Raw genomic sequence first — 17,669 nt, 5'->3', positions numbered from 1 at the left:
CACGACGATCCGCGAAGTCATGTCGGGGGTGAACCCGCAGGGCTGCCAGGTCTTCTCGTTCCGCAAGCCGTCCGAAGAGGAGCTCGATCACGATTACATGTGGCGCTGTTTTCGCGCGCTGCCCGAGCGCGGGCGGATCGGGATCTTCAATCGCTCCTATTACGAGGAAGTGCTCGTCGCGCGCGTGCACCGCGAGGTGCTCGCGAATCAGAAGCTGCCGCCGGAGCTGGTGACGAAGTCGATCTGGAAGGAGCGCTTCGAGGACATCGCGGCCTTCGAGCGCTATGCGACGCGGCAGGGCATCGTGATCCGCAAGTTCTTCCTGAACGTGTCGAAGGCGGAGCAGAAGAAGCGGCTGCTCGCGCGCATCGACGTGCCGGGCAAGAACTGGAAGTTCCGCCTCGGCGACGTGGGCCTGCGCAAGCACTGGAACGACTACCAGCGCGCGTTCGAGGATGCGATTCGCGCGACCGCGACGGCGGAGTCGCCGTGGTACGTCGTGCCCGCAGACAACAAGTGGTACACGCGGCTGATCGTCGGCGCGGCCATGGTCGACGCGCTCGAGGGGCTCGGCCTCGCGTATCCGAAGCTTTCGAAGCAGGAGTTGGGGGAGTTCGCTGCGGCGCGCAGGAAGCTCGTGCGCGAGCGCTGAGCCGAGTTGTTACGGCGCCGCGCGCTCGCGGAGTGACGCTGAACGGCAGCCGCACCGTCAGCGCGCTGTACGCGCCGTGAGCTCGCGATCGGCCGCACGCCGCTGGCTCGCTCGAGGCGCGTGACGGCGAGGCTGCGTGCGTGCGTTCATCGCGAAGCTCGCGGGCCAAAGTCCCGCCACGGCGAGACGCGCGCGGTGTAACTCGATGTTTCGGCCGCGGTGCCGCTCAGAAAAGGCAGAGGCGGACCGCGTCGCCGCAGCCCGCCCCTTGTTGGCTACCTGACGGCTTCCGCGTCAGCCGCCGACCGTCCACGTGTCGGCGCTCATCAGCAGCTTCTGCAGATCGCCGGGGCCCTGCTTGTTGAGGGCGCCGGTGACCTGCGCGTCGAGCATGTCCTCGTAGGTGCTCTTCTCGACCGCGCGCAGCACGCCGAGCGGCATCGGGAACTCCGGTCGCGCCAGCGAGGCGAGCGCGAACGCGTAGGCCGCGCTCGCGTGCTTCTCGTTGTGCACTGCGACGCCCTTCGCGACGGGATCCTCGCCCTCGGCGAGCTCGACGATCGAGGGCACGCCGTCGGTGATCTTGATGCCGCGCTTCTGGCCCTTCGGCCCCCACACGAGCGGCTTGCCGTGCTCGAGCACGAGCCCCGCCTCGGCGCGCGTCTTGCGGTCCTCGATCTCGAGCCACTCGTTGTCGTTGTACACGGGGCAGTTCTGGAGAATCTCCACGAACGCGGTGCCCTTGTGCTGATGTGCGCGCAGCAGCATCTCCTGCGAGTGCGCGGCGTCGACGTCGACGGTGCGCGCCACGAACGTCGCGCCCGCGCCGAGCGCGAACGAGATCGGATCCACCGGGTGATCGATCGTGCCCGCGGGCGTCGACTTCGACTTCGAGCCGAGCTTCGAGGTCGGCGAGTACTGGCCCTTGGTGAGGCCGTAGATGCGGTTGTTGAAGAGCAGGATCTGCAGATTGATGTTGCGGCGGATCACGTGCAGCAGGTGGTTGCCGCCGATCGAGAGCCCGTCGCCGTCGCCCGTAACAACCCACACGCTGAGCTCGGGCCGCGCCGACTTGATGCCCGACGCGAACGCCGGCGCGCGGCCGTGGATGGTGTGGAACCCGTACGTGTTCATGTAGTAGGGGAAGCGGCTCGAGCAGCCGATGCCCGACACGAACACGACGTTCTCGCGCGGCACGCCGAGCTCCGGCATCACCTTCTGCACGTTCGCGAGAATCGAGTAGTCCCCGCAGCCGGGGCACCAGCGCACGTCCTGATCGCTGACGAAGTCCTTGCGAGAGAGCGTTGCAGCGGCAGCCATTAGGCTTTGCCTCCGAGCATTTGGTTGATGCGGGCGCGGATCTCGCCCACTTTGAACGGTTGGCCCACGACCTTCGACAGGCTCTCGGCCGGCACGAGGTACTCGGCGCGGAGCAGGCGCCAGAGCTGGCCGCCGTTGAGCTCGCACACGAGCACTTGTTTGAAGCGCTTCAGCACGTCGCCGAGGTTCAGCGGGAACGGGTGCAGGTGGCGGATGTGGATGCTCGACACATCCTGACCTGCCGCGCGCGCATCGTTCACCGCGGACGTGATCGCGCCGTGCGTGCCGCCCCAGCCGACGACGAGTAGCTCGCCGCGATCCGCGCCGTTGATCTCCACCGGCGGCAGATCGTTCGCGATGCGCCGAATCTTCTCGGCGCGCAGGAAGCCCATGCGGCCGTGGTTCTGCGGCGTGTACGAGACGTTGCCCGTCTTCTCCTCCTTCTCGAGGCCGCCGATGCGGTGCTCGAGCCCGGGCGTGCCCGGGATCGCCCAGGGGCGAGCGAGCGTCTCTTCGTTGCGCAGGTACGGGAAGAAGCCTTCGGGCTCCGTGCGGTGCTGCACCTTCACGCGGGGCAGCGTCTTCACGTCGGGGATCAGCCACGGCTCCGAGCTGTTCGCGATGTAGCCGTCGCTCAGCACGACCACGGGCGTCATGTACTTCACCGCCATCTGCGCGGCTTCGATCATGATGTGGAAGCAGTCGCCGGGCGTCGCCGCTGCGAGGATCGGCAGCGGGCTCTCGCTGTTGCGGCCGTACATCGCGGCGAGCAGGTCGGCCTGCTCGGTCTTGGTGGGCAAGCCCGTCGACGGACCCGCGCGCTGGATGTCGATGATCACGGACGGCAGCTCGGTCATCACCGCGAGGCCGACGGCTTCCTGCTTCAGGATGAAGCCGGGGCCGCTCGTGGTGCACATGCCGAGATGGCCCGCGTAGGCGGCGCCGATCGCGACGCTCGCGGCCGCGATCTCATCCTCGGCCTGGAACGTGCGCACGTTGAAGTTGCGGTACGCGGACAGCTCGTGGAGCACGTCGCTCGCCGGCGTGATCGGATACGCCCCGAGGAACACGGGCTTCTCGAGGCACTGCCCGGCGGCGACGATCCCGTACGCGAGCGCGACGTTGCCGGTGATGTTGCGATACGTGCCCGGCTGGATCTTCGCCTTCGGAATCGCGAACGACGTCGGGAACAGCTCAGTCGTCTCGCCGAAGTTCAGGCCGGCCTTGAGCGCGCGAATGTTCGCCTCGCGAATCTCGCCCTTGAAGCGCGACTCGAGCCAGCGCAGCGTCGGTTCGATCGGCCGGTTGTAGAGCCAATACACGAGACCGAGGCCGAAGAAGTTCTTCGAGCGCTCCGCGTCGCGCGTGCCCATCTTCAGATCTTCGAGCGCCTTCGCGGTGAGCTTGCTGAAGGGCACTTCGACCACGCGGAACTTCGAGCGCAGCGCGGGCAGTGGATCGCCCTGATAACCCGCGCGCTCGATGTTCTTCGTGACGAATGCGTCGCTGTTGATGACGAGCATGCCGCCGGGGCGCAGGTCTTCGATGTTCGCGCGCAGAGCGGCGGGGTTCAGCGCCACGAGCACGTCGGGCTGGTCGGCGGGCGTGCGGATGTCGCTCGATGCGAAGTGAATCTGGAAGCCGGAGACGCCGGCCAGCGAGCCCGCAGGGGCGCGAATCTCGGCGGGGAAGTCGGGGAAGGTGCTGAGGTCGTTGCCCGCGAGGGCGGTGGCCTCGGTGAACTTCGTGCCGGTCAGCTGGATGCCGTCGCCCGAGTCGCCTGCGAAACGAACCGCTACGCGCTCGATCTCTTCGACCGGCTTTTTGTGTTCGGACACGGGTGTGTCTGCTCCTAGAGGTATGCGCGCCACAGCCGGCTGCGCAGGGTCGCGCATTGTATCCAGACTTCGGGTCAGCGCGGGTGGGGCGGCCGAAAACGCAGGGTCGGACCCCGCAGCCTCCCCAAACCGACGGCCCGGCAGGCGACCCCCGCGCGATTCGCCTTTGTTCCAGCGGCCTTCGGCGCGATCGCTGCCGATTCGTGACTCAAGCTTGCCGCCTCGTGAGCCGAAACGACGGCCATGTACTTCCTCCGCCGGCTGCGGCCTCTCGAGGTGTCGGGCGAGCGAGTGCGCGCACTGCGCGTCTCGCTGAACACGCCCGTGCTCGCGACTCCGGACCTGCCGGCCGCGCCGGGCCGAGCGGTGATCGTGGTGCACCGCGACACGCGCGGGCTGATGGACGCGACGGTCGGTGTGCGCTCGCAAGCGAGCGGCGAAATCGCGTACTGGAGCTTCGACGGCGAGCTGACGAGCGAGGACGATCTCGCGGTCGCGGCCGACGCTGCGCTGACCTTCGCGGAGAGCCTCGGCTTCATCTTCGACGAGGGCTCGCTGGAGGGCGCCGAAGCGGGCAAGGCCTGGCGAGCGTGGTTCGCCGGCGAGGCCCCGGCGCTCTCGTCCGGCGCCAAGCTGTTCGGCGGGGGCAGCGACGAGTTGTTAGGCAGCGACGAGATGCCCGAGCTCGAGCTCGGCGACCTTCTCCTCGAACCCGTCGAGGAGGGGCCACGACCGGGCGAGCCGAAGCCGCCCTTTGCGCCGGCCGCAGCGCCCGCGAAGCGCATGCTCTCGAAGTTCCGCGCGCACGACGGGCCGGCCGCCCCGCGCCCCGCGCGCCCGCCAGCTTCCGCGCCGGCTCCCGCCGCGCGCAAAGGACCGATTCGTCAGCCGCTCGCAAAGCTCCAGCTCGTGAAACGCCGCTCGCCGGAGGAGGAGCGCAAGCTGCTGCTCCGCCGGCTGCTCACTTCGTTTTGAACTCGAGGAGGCTCCGCATGTCGAAGCTCGTCGCACTCGCGCTCGCCGTCGCGCTCGCCACGCTCGCCGGCTGCGCGACCTCCCAGTCCACGAAGCGCCCGGAAGTCAGCGAGGACTCGAAGCGCCTCGCGCTCTCGCGCTTCAGTCAGGGACAGGGCCATCTGCGCGAAGGCAAGCTCCCGCAGGCGATCCGCGACCTGCGCTTCGCCGTCAGCCTCGATCCCAACAACGCGGAGATTCGGCTGGCGCTCGGGGAGGCGTACCGAGTGCGGGGCCTCCTCGCCGAAGCCGAGCACGAGCTGAAGGAGGCGCTCGCGATCGACGCGAGCTTCCAGAAGGCGCACCTCACGCTCTCGGCGCTCTACATCCAGCTCGCGCGCTACGAGGACTCGATTCGCCACGCGCAGGTGCTGATCGACGACGCGACGTTCGCGGACGTGTGGATGCCGCTCCTCAACAAGGGCATCGCGCAGCTGAAGCTCGGCAAGCTCGAGTATGCGCGCGTCTCGCTCGAGATGGCGTCGGACTTCCGGCCCAACGAGTGGCGCGTGCATCTCAACCTCGGCAACTTGGCTCTGCAGCTGGGCGATCGAGACGCTGCGCTTGCGCACTACGCGATCGTGCTGAAGCACGGCGCGGGCACGCTGGGCGAGGCGGAAGCGAACTACCGCACGGCCGAGATCTACGACGCGCGCGGCGACCAAGGCCGCGCGATTCGTCACTTGCTCGCGGTGCGCGAGCGGAACCCGGAAGGCGAATGGGGCAGGGCGTCCGTGGAGTACCTGAAGCGGCTGCAGTAGGCGCGGCCGACGACCGCGAGCCGATCGGGCGCTACCTCGCGCAGCAGCGAAAGCTGCGCGGCGTCGACCTCGACGACCTCGCCGCGCGAACGCGCATCCCGCGCCGCTCGCTCGAGCGCCTCGAAGCGGGCGCGTTCGATCACTCGCCCGACGGGTTCTCGCGCGGATTCGTCCGCACCGTCGCCGAAGCGAACGGGCTCGATCCCGACGACGCGGTGGCGCGCATGCTGCCCGAGCCCGACGCGCAGATCCGTGGCGGTCCGCGCTGGGAGCGCGTCGCGGCGGCGCTCGCTGCGGTCGCAGCGCTCGTGGTCGTGACGCTGTTCGCGGCCGCGCGCGTGTTCGCGCCGCCGGCGCCCGCCTTCGCTGCGCGCGACGGCGAGCTGCCCGTGCGCCGCGACTACGTGCGCGAGCTCGCGCAGGCGCGCGGCATCGCGGCGAGCGACCTCGGAGCCCGCGCCGCGGTGATCGCGCTCGAGCCCGCTCGTGTCGCGGAGCCGGTCGCCGAGACCGAAGTCGCGAGCGAGGGGGCGCCCGCGGTCGCCGCGGTGCAGCGCGCGCCCACGCAGTCCGCACCTCCGGCGGCCACGCCCGTCGCGAGCGCACCCGCGCCGCCGCCAGCGCCTCCCGCATCGACGTCGCGCGCAGAGACTGAAGCGCCGCCGCCGTCGGCTCCGCCTGCGCCCGCGCGAGGCGCCGCCAACGCGGCGCCGGCGCTCAGCGCTTCGGCGACCGCCGCGCCGGTGAGCGAGCCTGCGCCGCTTCCTGCCGACTCCGCTAGCGAGCCCGATGCAGAAGCTCACGACTGAGGCGCTCGTTCTGCGCGCCGTCGATCTCGGCGAGTCCGATCGCGTCGTTCACTTGCTCACGCCCGAGACCGGCCGCATCGCGGCGATCGCGAAGGGCGCGCGCCGCAGCGTGAAGCGCTTCCCGGGCACGCTCGATTTCTTCAATCAGCTGAGCATCTCGCTAGAGCGCAAACGCGGCGTCGCGCAACTCGCGCGGCTCGAGCACGCGAAGCTGATCCGCGCCTTCCACGGCGTGCGCGAGAACGCCGGCCGCTTCGCGCTCGGTTGTTACGTGCTCGAGCTGCTCGACCGCCTCGCGCCCGAAGGCGGCCGGCGCGGCGATCTCGCCGCGCTCTATCGCTTCGCCCTCGATGCGCTCGGCGCCATCGACGCGCTCCCCCCCACGCCGCGCCTGCGCGCACTCCTCGAGCTGCGCCTGCTCGCCGCCGTCGGCCTGCGCCCCGAGCTTGCGAGCTGCGTGCGCTGCGGCAACGCGATCACGACCCCGCGTGCGCAGTTCTGGATCGCCGAAGGCGGCGCCATCTGCGAGCGCTGCACACGGCCGCACGAGCAGGGCATCCCCATCCACTTGGGAACGCTGCGCGCCCTCGACCAAAGCCTCGCGTTCCCCCTCGCGCACACCGGCCGCATCGCGCTGGGCGAACGAGCGCTCGAGGAAGCCCAGACCGTGATCGGCCGCTTTCTGCGCTTCCACGTCGGCGTCGAGCTGAGAAGCGAGGCGTTCGTCACTGCGCAGCTCGAGAGGTAGTCGCGGCGTTTCCTCACGCCGTCTCGGAGTTCCTTTGGCTTCGCTCGCCTCCGCAGACTCCGGCTCGCTGCGCGCCGCGTTACGCGTCGAGGACGTACCTGCCTGGGCGCTCGCGGCTTGCGGCACACATCGAGCCCGCGTTTCGATGACAGGTGCAGAGCCGCCGGCGCGGGGCTCGGTCCTCTCGTTGACACCCCCCAGGCCTGACGAGAGACTGCGCCCCTTTTCGGGAAGCTTCCTCGAATGACTGCCGCCCCCGCCGTCCGCCCCGCCGTCCGTATGGACGAGATCGTCTCTCTCTGCGCCCGCCGCGGCTTCATCTTTCAAAGCGGCGAGATCTACGGCGGGATCAACGGCTTCTGGGACTACGGGCCGCTCGGCGTCGAGCTGAAGAACAACCTGAAGGCGTTTTGGTGGCAGCGCATGGTGCGCGATCGCGAGGACATCGAGGGCATCGACAGCGCGATCATCACGCACCCGCGCACGTGGGAGGCGTCCGGCCACGTCGCGAACTTCAGCGACCCGATGGTCGACTGCCGCGCGTGCAAGAAGCGCTTTCGCGCGGACCAACTCGACGGCATCGCGGGCTGCGACGCGCGCGAGGGCACCTCGCAGCACGACTTCACCGAGCCGCGCGCCTTCAACCTGATGCTGAGCACGCAGATCGGCGCGTCGTCGGACGCATCGGCCGTCGCGTACCTCCGCGCCGAGACGTGCGGCTCGATCTTCACGGACTTCCGCCGCGTGCGTGAAGCGGGGCGCCAGAAAATCCCGTTCGGGATCGCGCAGATCGGCAAGGCGTTCCGCAACGAGATCAACCCGCGCAACTTCACCTTCCGCTCGCGCGAGTTCGAGCAGGCCGAGATGGAGTTCTTCTGCCACCCGGGCGAGAGCGCGAAGTGGTTCGAGCACTGGCGCGACTTGCGCATCCAGTTCCACCGCGATCTCGGCATGGGCGCGGATCAGCTGCGCATCATTCCGCACACGACGCTCGCGCATTACGCGAAGGCCGCCGTCGACATCGAGTTCCTGTTCCCGTTCGGTTGGCAGGAGATCGAGGGCATCCACGATCGCGGCAGCTTCGACCTCACGCAGCACGCCGAGTTCTCGGGCAAGGATCTCTCCGTCACCATCGAAGAGACCAAGGAGCGCTTCGTGCCCGCGGTCGTCGAGACCTCGGTCGGCGTGGACCGCACTGCGCTCGCGCTGCTCTGCAACGGCTACGCGGAAGAGAAGCTGCCCGACGGCGAGACGCGCACCGTGCTGCGCCTCGCGCCCGTCGTCGCGCCGATCAAGGCCGCGGTGCTGCCGCTCTCGAAGAAGCTCAGCGAGAAGACACAGCGCATCGCGGCGGATCTGCGCAAGCGCTGGAACGTGTTCCACGACGACGCGGGCAACATCGGGCGCCGCTATCGCCGCCAAGACGAAGTGGGCACGCCGTACTGCGTCACCTACGACTTCGACTCGGATACGGACGCCAAGGTGACTGTGCGCGAGCGCGATGCGATGACGCAGGACCGCGTCTCGCTCGACTCGCTGCGCGGGTATCTCGAGGAGCGGCTCGAAGGATGGCGGTGAAGAAGCGCGCGGCGAAGAAGCAGGCGACGCCGCGCAGCGCGAAGACCGCTCGCGCCGTCTTCTTCTTCGGCAACGGCCAGGCGCAGGGCAGCGGCGCCATGAAGGAGTTGTTGGGCGGGAAGGGCGCGAACCTGGCCGAGATGACGCGGCTCGGCGTGCCGGTGCCGCCCGGCTTCACGATCTCGACCGAGATCTGCACCGAGTTCAACGCGCGTGGCGGCAAGATTCCCGACGCGGTGAAGCGCGACGTCCTCGAGGCGCTCGCCAAGATCGAACGCTTCGTCGAGAAGAAGTTCGGCGACGCTGCGAACCCGCTGCTCGTTTCCGTGCGCTCCGGAGCGCGCGCCTCGATGCCGGGCATGATGGACACGATCTTGAACCTCGGCCTCAACGACGCGACGGCCGAGGGCCTCGCCGCGCAGGCCGGCCCGCGCTTCGCGTACGACAGCTACCGCCGCTTCATCCAGATGTACGGCGACGTCGTGGAGAACGTCCCGCACGAGCGCTTCGAGACGCGCCTCGACGAGCTGAAGGAGCAGCGCGGCGTCTTCCAGGACACGGAGCTCGGCGCGGACGATCTGAAGCAGCTCGTCGCCGAGTACCTCGAGATCGTGCGCGACGTGACCGGCAAGCCGTTTCCGCAGGATCCGCACGAGCAGCTGTGGGGCGCGGTCGCTGCGGTGTTTCGTTCGTGGCAGAACGACCGCGCGAAGAAGTACCGCGAGATTCACGCGATTCCCGAGAGCTGGGGCACCGCCGTCAACGTGCAGGCGATGGTGTTCGGAAACATGGGCGACGACTGCGCGACGGGCGTCGCCTTCACGCGCAACCCGTCTACGGGCGACCGCGTCTTCTACGGCGAGTATTTGAAGAACGCGCAGGGCGAGGACGTGGTGGCGGGCATCCGCACGCCGCAGCCCATCAACAAGGGCAGCCGCACTGCGGAGTCTCAGCACCTGCCGACGCTCGAGCAGGAGATGCCGCGCGCATACAAGGAGTTGTTACGGGTCCAGCTGCGGCTCGAGAAGCACTACCGAGAGATGCAGGACATCGAGTTCACGATCGAGCGCGGGAAGCTCTGGATGCTGCAGACGCGCACCGGCAAGCGCACCGTGAAGGCGGCCGTGAAGATCGCCGTCGACATGGCGAAGGAAGGCCTGATCTCGAAGGACGTGGCGGTGACTCGCGTCGCGCCGGAGTCGCTCGAGAAGCTGCTGCATCCGACGCTCGATCCCGACGCCGCGAAGGAGCTGATCGCGAAGGGCTTGCCCGCATCGCCCGGCGCCGCGGTGGGCCGCATCGTGCTGAGCGCCGACGAGGCGGAGCAGCGCGCGAAGGCCGGCGACAAGGTCGTGCTCGTGCGCATCGAGACTTCGCCCGACGACATTCACGGCATGCACGCCGCCGAGGGCATTCTCACCGCGCGCGGCGGCATGACCTCGCATGCAGCGGTCGTCGCGCGCGGCATGGGCAAGAGCTGCGTCGCGGGCTGCGGCGCGCTGCGCATCGACGCTGCGACGCGCGAGGTGCGCGTGGGCGGCCAAGTGCTCGCGGCGGGCGACTGGATCACGCTCGACGGCGCGAGCGGCGAAGTGTTCCGCGGCCAAGTGCCGACGGTGACGCCCGAGCTCGGCGGCTCGTTCTCGGATCTGATGCGCTGGGCCGACGCGATCCGCGTCGTGAAGGTGCGCACGAACGCCGACACGCCGGCGGACGCCGAGCTCGCGCGGCGCTTCGGCGCCGAAGGCATCGGGCTGTGCCGCACGGAGCACATGTTCTTCGAGCCGAGCCGCATTCTCGCCGTGCGCGAGATGATCCTCGCGCCCGACCTGGCGGCGCGTGAGCGGGCGCTCGCGAAGCTGCTGCCGATGCAGCGCGGCGACTTCGCGGGAATCTTCCGCGCGATGGCGGGCCTGCCCGTGACGATTCGTCTGCTCGACCCGCCGCTGCACGAGTTCCTGCCGCACGGCGACGACGAGATTCACGAGGTCGCCGAGGCGCTCGGCGAGAGCGCGGCGATGGTGCGCGCGAAGGTCGAGGAGCTGAGCGAGTTCAACCCGATGCTCGGTCATCGCGGCTGCCGGCTCGGCATCTCGTTCCCCGAGATCTACCGCATGCAAACGCGCGCGATCGTCGAGGCCGCCTGCGAAGTGGGCGGCGCGCGCGGGCGCGTGCAGCCCGAGATCATGCTGCCGCTGATCGCGCACCGTGGTGAGCTCGCCTTGTTGCGGAAGCTCGTGGAAGACGAGACCGCGGCGGTGCTGCGTGAGCGCCCCGGCGCGAAGGTGAAGCCGACGATCGGCACGATGATCGAAGTGCCGCGCGCTGCGCTGATCGCGGATCAGCTCGCGGAGCTGGCGGACTTCTTCTCGTTCGGCACGAACGACCTCACGCAGACCGGCTACGCCCTCTCGCGCGACGACGCCGGCAAGTTCCTGCCCGACTACGTCGACCGCGGAATTCTCACGGACGACCCGTTCGTATCCGTCGACGAAGAGGGCATTGGCGCGCTGATGCGCATCGGTCTCGAGAACGGTCGGCGCGTGCGCGGCGATCTCAAGGTGGGCATCTGCGGCGAGCACGGAGGGGATCCCAAGAGCGTGCGCTTCTGCGCGCGGCTGGGTTTCGACTACGTGTCGTGCTCGCCCTTCCGCGTGCCGGTGGCCCGGCTCGCGGCGGCGCAGGCGGCGGCCGAGCAGCTCGCGGCGAAGAGGGCGAAACGCACATGAAGAAACTCGCAGTCCTGCTGATCGCCCTGAGCCTCACGCCGCTCGCGGGATGCGCGACTTGGCGCAAGGCGACCGCCTGGGTGCGGCCGGGCCCCGAGGTGGCGAAGCCGGCGGGGCCCGACCTGAGTCAGGGCCTCGTCGAGACGAGCGCCGCGGATCTCACCGACTTCTTCGCGTACGCGCACGGCTTCTATTCGCGCCTCGCGCTGCGCCGTTTCAACGACCGCAACACGTTCATGGACCCGAAGCTCGGCGCGTACTTCCGCACGGAATCTGCGTACGCCGACTTCTACGCGAACATGACGGGCCAGCTGCGCTGGGCGCACTTCAAGCGCCTGCGGCCCCTCGCGATCGAGATCGTCGAGGTGCGCTCCGACGGGCCGGGCAAGGCCGTCGTCACGACGCGCTTCGTCGGCGACAACAGCCGCCCGCTGCGCTGGACCGACGTCGACCTCGTGCGCGAGGACAAGTGGGAGCGCGTCGGCGAGCGCTGGTGGATCGCGCCGGGCCGCATCTAGCCGAGCGCCGATCGCGGCCACTTCGTGCCAGACCCTAATTGGCCGCGATGGCGGCGGTTCGGTCACGCGTCTGACCCGTTTCGCGCTGCGAATTGCCTCACAGCGCTCGAGGCTTCTCGCGTGAGACGCTCTGGCGCACCCCACGACGAAGGCGCGTTCACTCCCTGCGGAACGGCGTTTCACACCCGAAAAGTCATGCGTAGGGAACAGGTTCGTGCGTTTCAGTCACCAAGCTCATTGAGATTGCACGCAAAAGGTCTTGCAGGAAGCGTATGGTGCGCAGCTGGCACGACCGTTGCTCCCGCATCTCCCCGGGACGACGTCCCCACCCCCCAGAGAAGCCCCCACCCGCCAGGGAGTACCCCCTTGTTCACCTCCGAAAGCCCCGAGCGCTCCCCGAGCTCGTCCACGAATCGCTCCGCGACCCCGAAGCGGAGCGCTGCGCCTTCGCGCCCGAGCCGCCGACGCAACGTCGCGTGGGAAAGCGACAGTGAGCTCGTCGCGCACATCCTCGCGGGCAGCCGCGCGCACTTCGAGATGCTCTACGAGGCCTACTTCCCGCGCGTGTACCGCTTCGCGCTGAAGCGCATGCGCGACGCCGGCGAGGCGGAGGACGTGACGCAGGAAGTGTTCGTCACGGTGTTTCGCGCGCTGCGCAGCTACCAGGGCAACTCCAGCCTGCTCGTTTGGATTTTCGGGATTGCGCGCAACAAGGTGAACCGCCGCTTCAGGGGCGCCCGGCCGTGGATGGAGTCGATCGATCCCGAGACCTTCCACGCCGCGTCGCCCGATGCTCCCGCCGACGAGCAGGTCCAGGCGCGCATCCTTCTGCCGCAGTGCGAAGAGGCGATCGAGCACCGCCTGACTCCGCTTCAGCGCCGAATCTTCCACCTGAAGCACCTGCGCCGGCAGTCGATTCGCTCGATCGCGGAGGCGCTCGGCAAGTCAGAGGACGCCGTGAAGGCCAACCTCTACCGCATGCGGCGCGCGATCGCGCAGGCCGCGCCGGGACTCGAGCAGGTGCTGCGCGCGTAGCGACCCACGCTCACGAGATCGTTCCGTGAGCACGAGTTGCACCTTTCTGTGCCACTTCTGCCCCTCCCGTACCACTTCCTGCGCGGAGAGCCGCGCCAGGGACGCGGCTCGCCTGGGGGACTCGAGTCGTGGCAGGTCGGAAGCCAGGCGCTCGTGAGCGCGTGGCCGCGCGGAGCGATTGCGCGGAGAGCCTCGTGGCCCTCGGCGACGAAGCGCTGTTCGACGGGCTGAGAGCCGGTAGCGAGGCGCACTTCAACGTGCTCTACGACCGCTACTTCGCTCGCATCTACAGCTACCTCGCACTGCGCGTGCGCAGCCGCGCCGACGCCGAAGAGCTCACGCAGGAAGTGTTCACCGCGGTCTTCCGCTCCGCGTCGGGGTACGGAGATAGCTCGTCGCCGCTTTCGTGGATCTACGGCATCGCTCGCAACACGGCGCTCAGCTACGTGCGTCGTCAGCAGGCAGAGAGCGCGAAGGAGGAGCGGATGCTGCGCGGCGTTGCGGTGCTGCCGGCTTCGCCCGAGTGGACGTTCACGCCGGAGGAGCGAGTGCGCGAAGAGCGGCTCAGCGCCGAGATCGAGCGGCGCATGGGGACGCTCGCTCCCTGTCAGCTCGATGCGTTTCGGTTACGTCATCTCGAAGACTTGACGATCGAAGAGATCTCGCGCCGGACGCAGCGCTCGGCCGACGCAGTTCGTTCCGGGCTGTATCGCGCCAAGCGCATGTTGTTCGACGCGGCCGAGATCGAGGGGGGCGATGAATGAGGTGGGCGCTCTTCGCGCGCATCAGCGAGCGCTTCTCTCGCCTTCGCAGCCGACGCCCGGGCGCGGCGCGAGAGATCGCGGCGGAGTTCACGACCGAGGAGCTGGCCGACTTCCTCGAGGGCGACCTCTACCCGAATGACGCGCGCCCCGAGTTTCGCGAGGAGCTGCGCGAGGATTTGTGGGCGCTGGTGCAGGAGCAGTACGGCGACCCGTCGCGGCGAAAGCGCGACCACTAGCGAGCGGCGGCCCGAGGTCGCGGCGCGCGCTCAGTGCGCCGAGAATGCGCGCCATGCCGATGCAGCCCGCGCTTCCGCCGCGCGCCCCGACGCGCGCCGAGCTCGCGAGCGCGCAGCTGCTGAGCCGCGGCGGCTTCGCGAACCCCGACGTGTCGTCATGGGAGCTCGGGGGCGCGCGGGCCGTGGTGAAGGACTTCGCGCCGCGCAGCGCGCTCGTGCGCGCGACGCTCGGGCGCTGGATCACGCGCCGCGAGCAGCGGGCGTGGCGCGCGCTGGCGGGGCACGCGGCGGTGCCGCGCTACGTCGGGGCCGTCGACGCGCTCGCGTTCGCGGTGGAGCACCGCGCGGGCGCAAAGCTCTCGCGCAGCGTCGCGCGCGAGACGCCGCCGGAGTTCTTCGCGCGGCTCGAAGCCGCGGTCGCCGAGATGCACGCGTGCGGAGTCGTGCACCTCGATCTGCGCCACCAGGGCAACGTGCTCGTGGGCGAGGACGGCGCGCCCGTGCTGCTCGACTTCGGCTCCGCGCTCGTGTTCGCGCCGGGCAGCCTGTTCGCGCGCGTGGCAGTCGCGCTGCTCGGCTGGATCGACCGCAGCGCCGTCGCGAAGTGGCGCAGCTACGCGACCAGCGAGCCGAGCGGACCTCAGAGCGGTAGCGGCGCCTCTTCGCGCAGCTCGCGCAGCGAGAGCCGGCCGACGTAGTGCCGGAACGTCTCGAGCGTGAGGCGTGCGTCCGCGAGCGCGCGGTGAGCGACCTTGTTCTGCGCGAGCCCCGCGCGGGTCGCGGCCTGCCGCAGTGAGAGCGCCTCCACCTTCTCTCCCGCCACGAGCGACCAGGCGTAGAAGAGCGTCGCGAGATCGATCACGTGGTAGTCGAACGGCCACGCGATCCCGCAGTTCTTGTACGCGCGCTCGAGAAACGCGACATCCATGCGCACGTTCTGACCTGCTGGAACGATCTTGCAGTTCTTGGGCAGCATCGCGGCGAGCTCCGTCAGCGCCTGGCGGACCGGCACCGCCTCCTTCGCCCACACGGCAGCGTCGTAGCCGGAGATCTCGATCGAGGACGGCGTGATGCGCTCGGCGCGCGCGATCACCTTCCACTCGCGCTCCACCGACTCGGCGAGGCGGTCGTCCGTCAAGATCACGCCAATCTCGGTGATGTCGTGCAGCTCGGGGTCGAGGCCGCCGAACTCGCAATCAAGGAAAGCGAACGCGAAGTCGGCCATGTCGTTGTCGCGAGCCTCGTGCTTGGCGGATGCGGCGGGCGGCGCGCGGCCGCCGCTGATCCCCTTTGGCCGCCCGCGCGCCGGTGGTGGCGCTCCCTATGGGAGTCGAACCCATGTTTCGGCCTTGAGAGGGCCACGTCCTAGGCCACTAGACGAAGGGAGCGAAGGGCGCGCACGCTAGCGGCCACGTTTTGGCGGCGAAAGCGCCGCTGCGACCGAAATCGTCACTGCAAGAGCGCGATCGAACGGAGCGGAGGACCGCGAAGGCGAGAGCCGCTGCGCGCGGTCGCGCGCTGCAGCTGCGCATCGCTGAGCGGTCGGCACGCGAGTTGCTCCTCGGGAGTCGACTCTCAACCAGTAGGGATGGCTCGCCATGCGCCGACACGACCAGGCGGGAGGCTTCACGCTGATCGAGCTGATGATCGTCGTCGCCATCGTCGGGACTCTCGCGGCGATCGCGATTCCGAGCTTCCTCCAGTTCCAACTCCGCTCGAAAACCGCGGAGGGCGCGATGAATCTCGCCGCGATCCGCGCCGCGGAGGAGACCTACCGCGCCGCCGCCGATGTCTACGTGGCCGCGGCCGTGTTGCCTCGGGCGGACGCTGCTCTCGGCGGAACGACGGCTCCGTGGCCCGCCATCGCACCGGGCTTCGACCAGCTCGGCTTCTCGCCCGAAGGAGAGGTTCGCTTCAACTACACCGTCGTCACTGGCGCGAACATGTTCCTCGCGACGGCGAAGAGCGATCTCGACGACGACAACAACACCCGCATCTTCGACGTAGGTCAGTCGACGAACGGTGTTCCTCCGGGCGGCTGCGGGGGGCCGGGCCAAGTCGCGCTCTGCACGCCGAACAACGTGTACTGAGAGGAGGCTCGCGGGGCGCGCCCGATCGTGCAGCGCGTCCCGAGGCGGGGCCGGGGCTCACGCTCTGGCCCCGTTCGTGTCTCTGGCGCACACGGTTGCCGCGGGCACTCGCGATTCCGCCCCGCCTCGAGCGCCGCGTTTCGTCACCCTGCCGCCGGCGCGCGTCACTGTGCGCGCAAACACAGCAGTCGCGGCGTCGCCGGCCGCAGCGCCCGATCGAGTGATCGCGCCTACAGCTGCGGCACTCGCCTGCCGATGCCATGCGTCACGCAGAACCGCTGGCACGTCGGTTGCTCCGGTCCCGCGCAACGCCAATCCGAGCGAAGTCGATCCCGGCAAGTCGCCGTGTGAAGCCTCCTCGGACGCAAAGTGAGAACTACCCCAAATGCGAAAGCTTCACTCGCGCAAGGGTGGCTTCACGCTCATCGAGCTGATGATCGTGGTGGCCATCATCGGGATCCTGGCGGCGATCGCCATCCCGAACTTCCTGCAGTTCCAGCTCCGCTCGAAGACGAGCGAGGGCAAGACGAACCTCGCCGGTATCCGCACCGCCGAGGAGAGCTACGCGGCCGAGCTGGATACGTACGTCGGCGCGGTCGCTCATCCCCGCCCGGCACCGGACAACCAGAAGGTGACGTGGACGCTGCCGGCGCTCGGCTTCGACACGATCGGCTGGGCACCCGAAGGCAACGTGTACTTCGTGTACGACGTCGTGTCGGGCGCGACCACGGACTACCTGGCGACGGCGACGTCGGACATCGACTTCGACGGCACCACGGCTGAGTGGATCGTCGGCAAGGACGTCGCGAACCCGGGTGCGACGATGGCTGGCCCGGGCCCGCTCTGCGCCGCTTCTGCGCAGGGTCAGGTCTCGGTGTGCGAAGCGAACAACGTGTTCTAGTTCGCGCTTAGTGCCCGCCTGGGGATCGGAGCTTGCTCCGGTCCCCAGGCTTCCTTCCTCCCGCAGCGCCGATCGGCGCGCGGGGGCTCGAGCGATGAGAGGGGAGGCGATGAAGATGCGGAGAGATCGCGGTTTCACGCTGATCGAGCTGATTGTCGTGGTGGCCGTGATCGGCACCCTGGCGACGGTCGCAATCCCGATTCTGCGCGGGCAGCAGCTGCGCGCGAAGCGCGCCGAAGGACTGACGAACCTCGAGGCGCTCTCGAAGACCGCCAAGGCGTTCTTTGGCGAAACCGGCAACGTTCCCACGGTCCCGGGCGCCGGTTGGCCGCCGCCCCCGATCAATCCGATTCCGACGGCGTGGACCCCGGGATCGACGGCCGCCTTCTCTCAGCTCGGGTGGAGACCCGAGGGCGACGTTCGATACCGCTACGACTTCGACTCCAACGCCGAGTGCCCGTGCACGACGTGCTTCACGATCGTCGCCTACTCGAACCTCGATGGCGATCTGTGGCCCGGCGGCATCGGTTACTTCCATGCCGACAACGCCACCGGCGCGCCGTGCCCGACCAACATCACGGGCTGGTTCCCGCCTCTCGACGGCGGAGGCAACCCGATTTACGACCAGGTCGCGGTCTGGCCGAAGCTCGGCCCCACAGACGACTACTGAGACGCG

At 69.1% G+C, this 17,669-nt stretch carries 18 protein-coding genes and 1 tRNA gene; 15 read left to right on the top strand and 4 right to left on the bottom strand.

Annotation, left to right across the window (positions count from 1 at the left end; translation table 11 throughout):
• Positions 1–652: polyphosphate kinase 2 family protein (locus tag FJ091_13085; protein ID MBM4384283.1), on the top strand; the 652-nt coding region annotated here is incomplete at its 5' end.
• A 294-nt stretch (positions 653–946) separates the two neighbouring features.
• Here the strand turns inward: FJ091_13085 and FJ091_13080 are convergent.
• Together FJ091_13080 and FJ091_13075 are read right to left on the bottom strand one after the other, a co-directional pair.
• Positions 947–1,972, bottom strand: coding sequence for a 2-oxoacid:ferredoxin oxidoreductase subunit beta (locus tag FJ091_13080; protein MBM4384282.1), 1,026 nt, complete (start codon positions 1,970–1,972; stop codon positions 947–949).
• Positions 1,972–3,867 (bottom strand): 2-oxoacid:acceptor oxidoreductase subunit alpha, encoded by a 1,896-nt coding sequence (locus tag FJ091_13075; GenBank protein MBM4384281.1) that lies wholly within the window; start codon positions 3,865–3,867, stop codon positions 1,972–1,974. Before FJ091_13075 ends, FJ091_13080 begins: the two co-directional genes overlap by 1 nt.
• A 186-nt stretch (positions 3,868–4,053) precedes the next feature.
• Between FJ091_13075 and FJ091_13070 the strand changes: the two genes are divergently transcribed.
• The 11 genes from FJ091_13070 (at position 4,054) to FJ091_13020 (ending at position 14,700) form a co-directional block, all read left to right on the top strand.
• Complete coding sequence (locus tag FJ091_13070) at positions 4,054–4,785, top strand: hypothetical protein (protein ID MBM4384280.1); 732 nt, start codon at positions 4,054–4,056, stop codon at positions 4,783–4,785.
• Positions 4,786–4,802: 17 nt separating this feature from the next.
• Positions 4,803–5,585, top strand: a complete 783-nt coding sequence (locus FJ091_13065; GenBank protein ID MBM4384279.1) for a tetratricopeptide repeat protein — start codon at positions 4,803–4,805, stop codon at positions 5,583–5,585.
• Positions 5,543–6,394, top strand: a complete 852-nt coding sequence (locus tag FJ091_13060) for a helix-turn-helix domain-containing protein (protein MBM4384278.1) — start codon at positions 5,543–5,545, stop codon at positions 6,392–6,394. The genes FJ091_13065 and FJ091_13060 overlap by 43 nt, the downstream gene beginning before the upstream one ends.
• Entirely contained in the window at positions 6,375–7,142 is a 768-nt protein-coding gene (gene recO / locus FJ091_13055; GenBank protein MBM4384277.1) for a DNA repair protein RecO, read from the top strand. The genes FJ091_13060 and recO overlap by 20 nt, the downstream gene beginning before the upstream one ends.
• A 279-nt stretch (positions 7,143–7,421) precedes the next feature.
• Entirely contained in the window at positions 7,422–8,720 is a 1,299-nt protein-coding gene (locus tag FJ091_13050) for a glycine--tRNA ligase (GenBank protein ID MBM4384276.1), read from the top strand.
• Entirely contained in the window at positions 8,711–11,449 is a 2,739-nt protein-coding gene (locus tag FJ091_13045; GenBank protein ID MBM4384275.1) for a pyruvate, phosphate dikinase, read from the top strand. The genes FJ091_13050 and FJ091_13045 overlap by 10 nt, the downstream gene beginning before the upstream one ends.
• Positions 11,446–11,967: a hypothetical protein gene (locus FJ091_13040; GenBank protein ID MBM4384274.1), complete on the top strand. Its 522-nt coding sequence runs from the start codon at positions 11,446–11,448 to the stop codon at positions 11,965–11,967. Before FJ091_13045 ends, FJ091_13040 begins: the two co-directional genes overlap by 4 nt.
• A gap of 366 nt (positions 11,968–12,333) precedes the next feature.
• Positions 12,334–13,002 (top strand): sigma-70 family RNA polymerase sigma factor, encoded by a 669-nt coding sequence (locus FJ091_13035; GenBank protein MBM4384273.1) that lies wholly within the window; start codon positions 12,334–12,336, stop codon positions 13,000–13,002.
• A gap of 194 nt (positions 13,003–13,196) precedes the next feature.
• A complete protein-coding gene (locus FJ091_13030) occupies positions 13,197–13,766 on the top strand; it encodes a sigma-70 family RNA polymerase sigma factor (protein ID MBM4384272.1) in 570 nt (189 codons plus the stop codon).
• Positions 13,763–14,002, top strand: a complete 240-nt coding sequence (locus tag FJ091_13025) for a hypothetical protein (GenBank protein ID MBM4384271.1) — start codon at positions 13,763–13,765, stop codon at positions 14,000–14,002. Before FJ091_13030 ends, FJ091_13025 begins: the two co-directional genes overlap by 4 nt.
• 53 nt (positions 14,003–14,055) lie before the next feature.
• Positions 14,056–14,700, top strand: a complete 645-nt coding sequence (locus FJ091_13020; protein MBM4384270.1) for a hypothetical protein — start codon at positions 14,056–14,058, stop codon at positions 14,698–14,700.
• On the opposite strand, the gene FJ091_13015 is transcribed toward FJ091_13020, so the two are convergent.
• Positions 14,643–15,227: a 3'-5' exonuclease gene (locus FJ091_13015; protein ID MBM4384269.1), complete on the bottom strand. Its 585-nt coding sequence runs from the start codon at positions 15,225–15,227 to the stop codon at positions 14,643–14,645. The genes FJ091_13020 and FJ091_13015 overlap by 58 nt on opposite strands.
• A gap of 87 nt (positions 15,228–15,314) precedes the next feature.
• Positions 15,315–15,390 (bottom strand) — tRNA-Glu (locus FJ091_13010).
• 210 nt (positions 15,391–15,600) lie between these two features.
• Here FJ091_13010 and FJ091_13005 point away from each other — a divergent pair.
• The 3 genes from FJ091_13005 (at position 15,601) to FJ091_12995 (ending at position 17,663) form a co-directional block, all read left to right on the top strand.
• Entirely contained in the window at positions 15,601–16,092 is a 492-nt protein-coding gene (locus FJ091_13005) for a prepilin-type N-terminal cleavage/methylation domain-containing protein (GenBank protein MBM4384268.1), read from the top strand.
• 385 nt (positions 16,093–16,477) lie between these two features.
• Positions 16,478–16,993 carry a prepilin-type N-terminal cleavage/methylation domain-containing protein gene (locus tag FJ091_13000; GenBank protein ID MBM4384267.1) on the top strand — a complete coding sequence of 172 codons (516 nt, stop codon included), beginning with the start codon at positions 16,478–16,480 and terminating at the stop codon, positions 16,991–16,993.
• 109 nt (positions 16,994–17,102) lie between these two features.
• A complete protein-coding gene (locus tag FJ091_12995; protein MBM4384266.1) occupies positions 17,103–17,663 on the top strand; it encodes a prepilin-type N-terminal cleavage/methylation domain-containing protein in 561 nt (186 codons plus the stop codon).
• Positions 17,664–17,669: the final 6 nt, after the last annotated feature.

This window comes from Deltaproteobacteria bacterium (assembly GCA_016875395.1).
Lineage (GTDB): Bacteria > Myxococcota_A > UBA9160 > UBA9160 > UBA6930 > VGRF01.
Note: the sequence above shows the minus strand (reverse complement) of the source record. Positions and strands in the feature narration are given on the sequence as shown.

Excerpts from the sequence above, each read along its gene's own strand:
- FJ091_13000 (MBM4384267.1), top strand. The coding sequence starts at position 16,478 with ATGCGAAAGCTTCACTCGCGCAAGGGTGGCTTCACGCTCATCGAGCTG.
- FJ091_13050 (MBM4384276.1), top strand. The coding sequence starts at position 7,422 with ATGGACGAGATCGTCTCTCTCTGCGCCCGCCGCGGCTTCATCTTTCAA.
- FJ091_13045 (MBM4384275.1), top strand. The coding sequence starts at position 8,711 with ATGGCGGTGAAGAAGCGCGCGGCGAAGAAGCAGGCGACGCCGCGCAGC.
- FJ091_13005 (MBM4384268.1), top strand. The coding sequence starts at position 15,601 with ATGCGCCGACACGACCAGGCGGGAGGCTTCACGCTGATCGAGCTGATG.
- recO (MBM4384277.1), top strand. The coding sequence starts at position 6,375 with ATGCAGAAGCTCACGACTGAGGCGCTCGTTCTGCGCGCCGTCGATCTC.
- FJ091_13040 (MBM4384274.1), top strand. The coding sequence starts at position 11,446 with ATGAAGAAACTCGCAGTCCTGCTGATCGCCCTGAGCCTCACGCCGCTC.
- FJ091_13065 (MBM4384279.1), top strand. The coding sequence starts at position 4,803 with ATGTCGAAGCTCGTCGCACTCGCGCTCGCCGTCGCGCTCGCCACGCTC.
- FJ091_13025 (MBM4384271.1), top strand. The coding sequence starts at position 13,763 with ATGAGGTGGGCGCTCTTCGCGCGCATCAGCGAGCGCTTCTCTCGCCTT.
- FJ091_13060 (MBM4384278.1), top strand. The coding sequence starts at position 5,543 with ATGGGGCAGGGCGTCCGTGGAGTACCTGAAGCGGCTGCAGTAGGCGCG.
- FJ091_13015 (MBM4384269.1), bottom strand. The coding sequence starts at position 15,227 with ATGGCCGACTTCGCGTTCGCTTTCCTTGATTGCGAGTTCGGCGGCCTC.
- FJ091_12995 (MBM4384266.1), top strand. The coding sequence starts at position 17,103 with ATGAAGATGCGGAGAGATCGCGGTTTCACGCTGATCGAGCTGATTGTC.
- FJ091_13075 (MBM4384281.1), bottom strand. The coding sequence starts at position 3,867 with ATGCGCGACCCTGCGCAGCCGGCTGTGGCGCGCATACCTCTAGGAGCA.
- FJ091_13070 (MBM4384280.1), top strand. The coding sequence starts at position 4,054 with ATGTACTTCCTCCGCCGGCTGCGGCCTCTCGAGGTGTCGGGCGAGCGA.
- FJ091_13020 (MBM4384270.1), top strand. The coding sequence starts at position 14,056 with ATGCCGATGCAGCCCGCGCTTCCGCCGCGCGCCCCGACGCGCGCCGAG.
- FJ091_13080 (MBM4384282.1), bottom strand. The coding sequence starts at position 1,972 with ATGGCTGCCGCTGCAACGCTCTCTCGCAAGGACTTCGTCAGCGATCAG.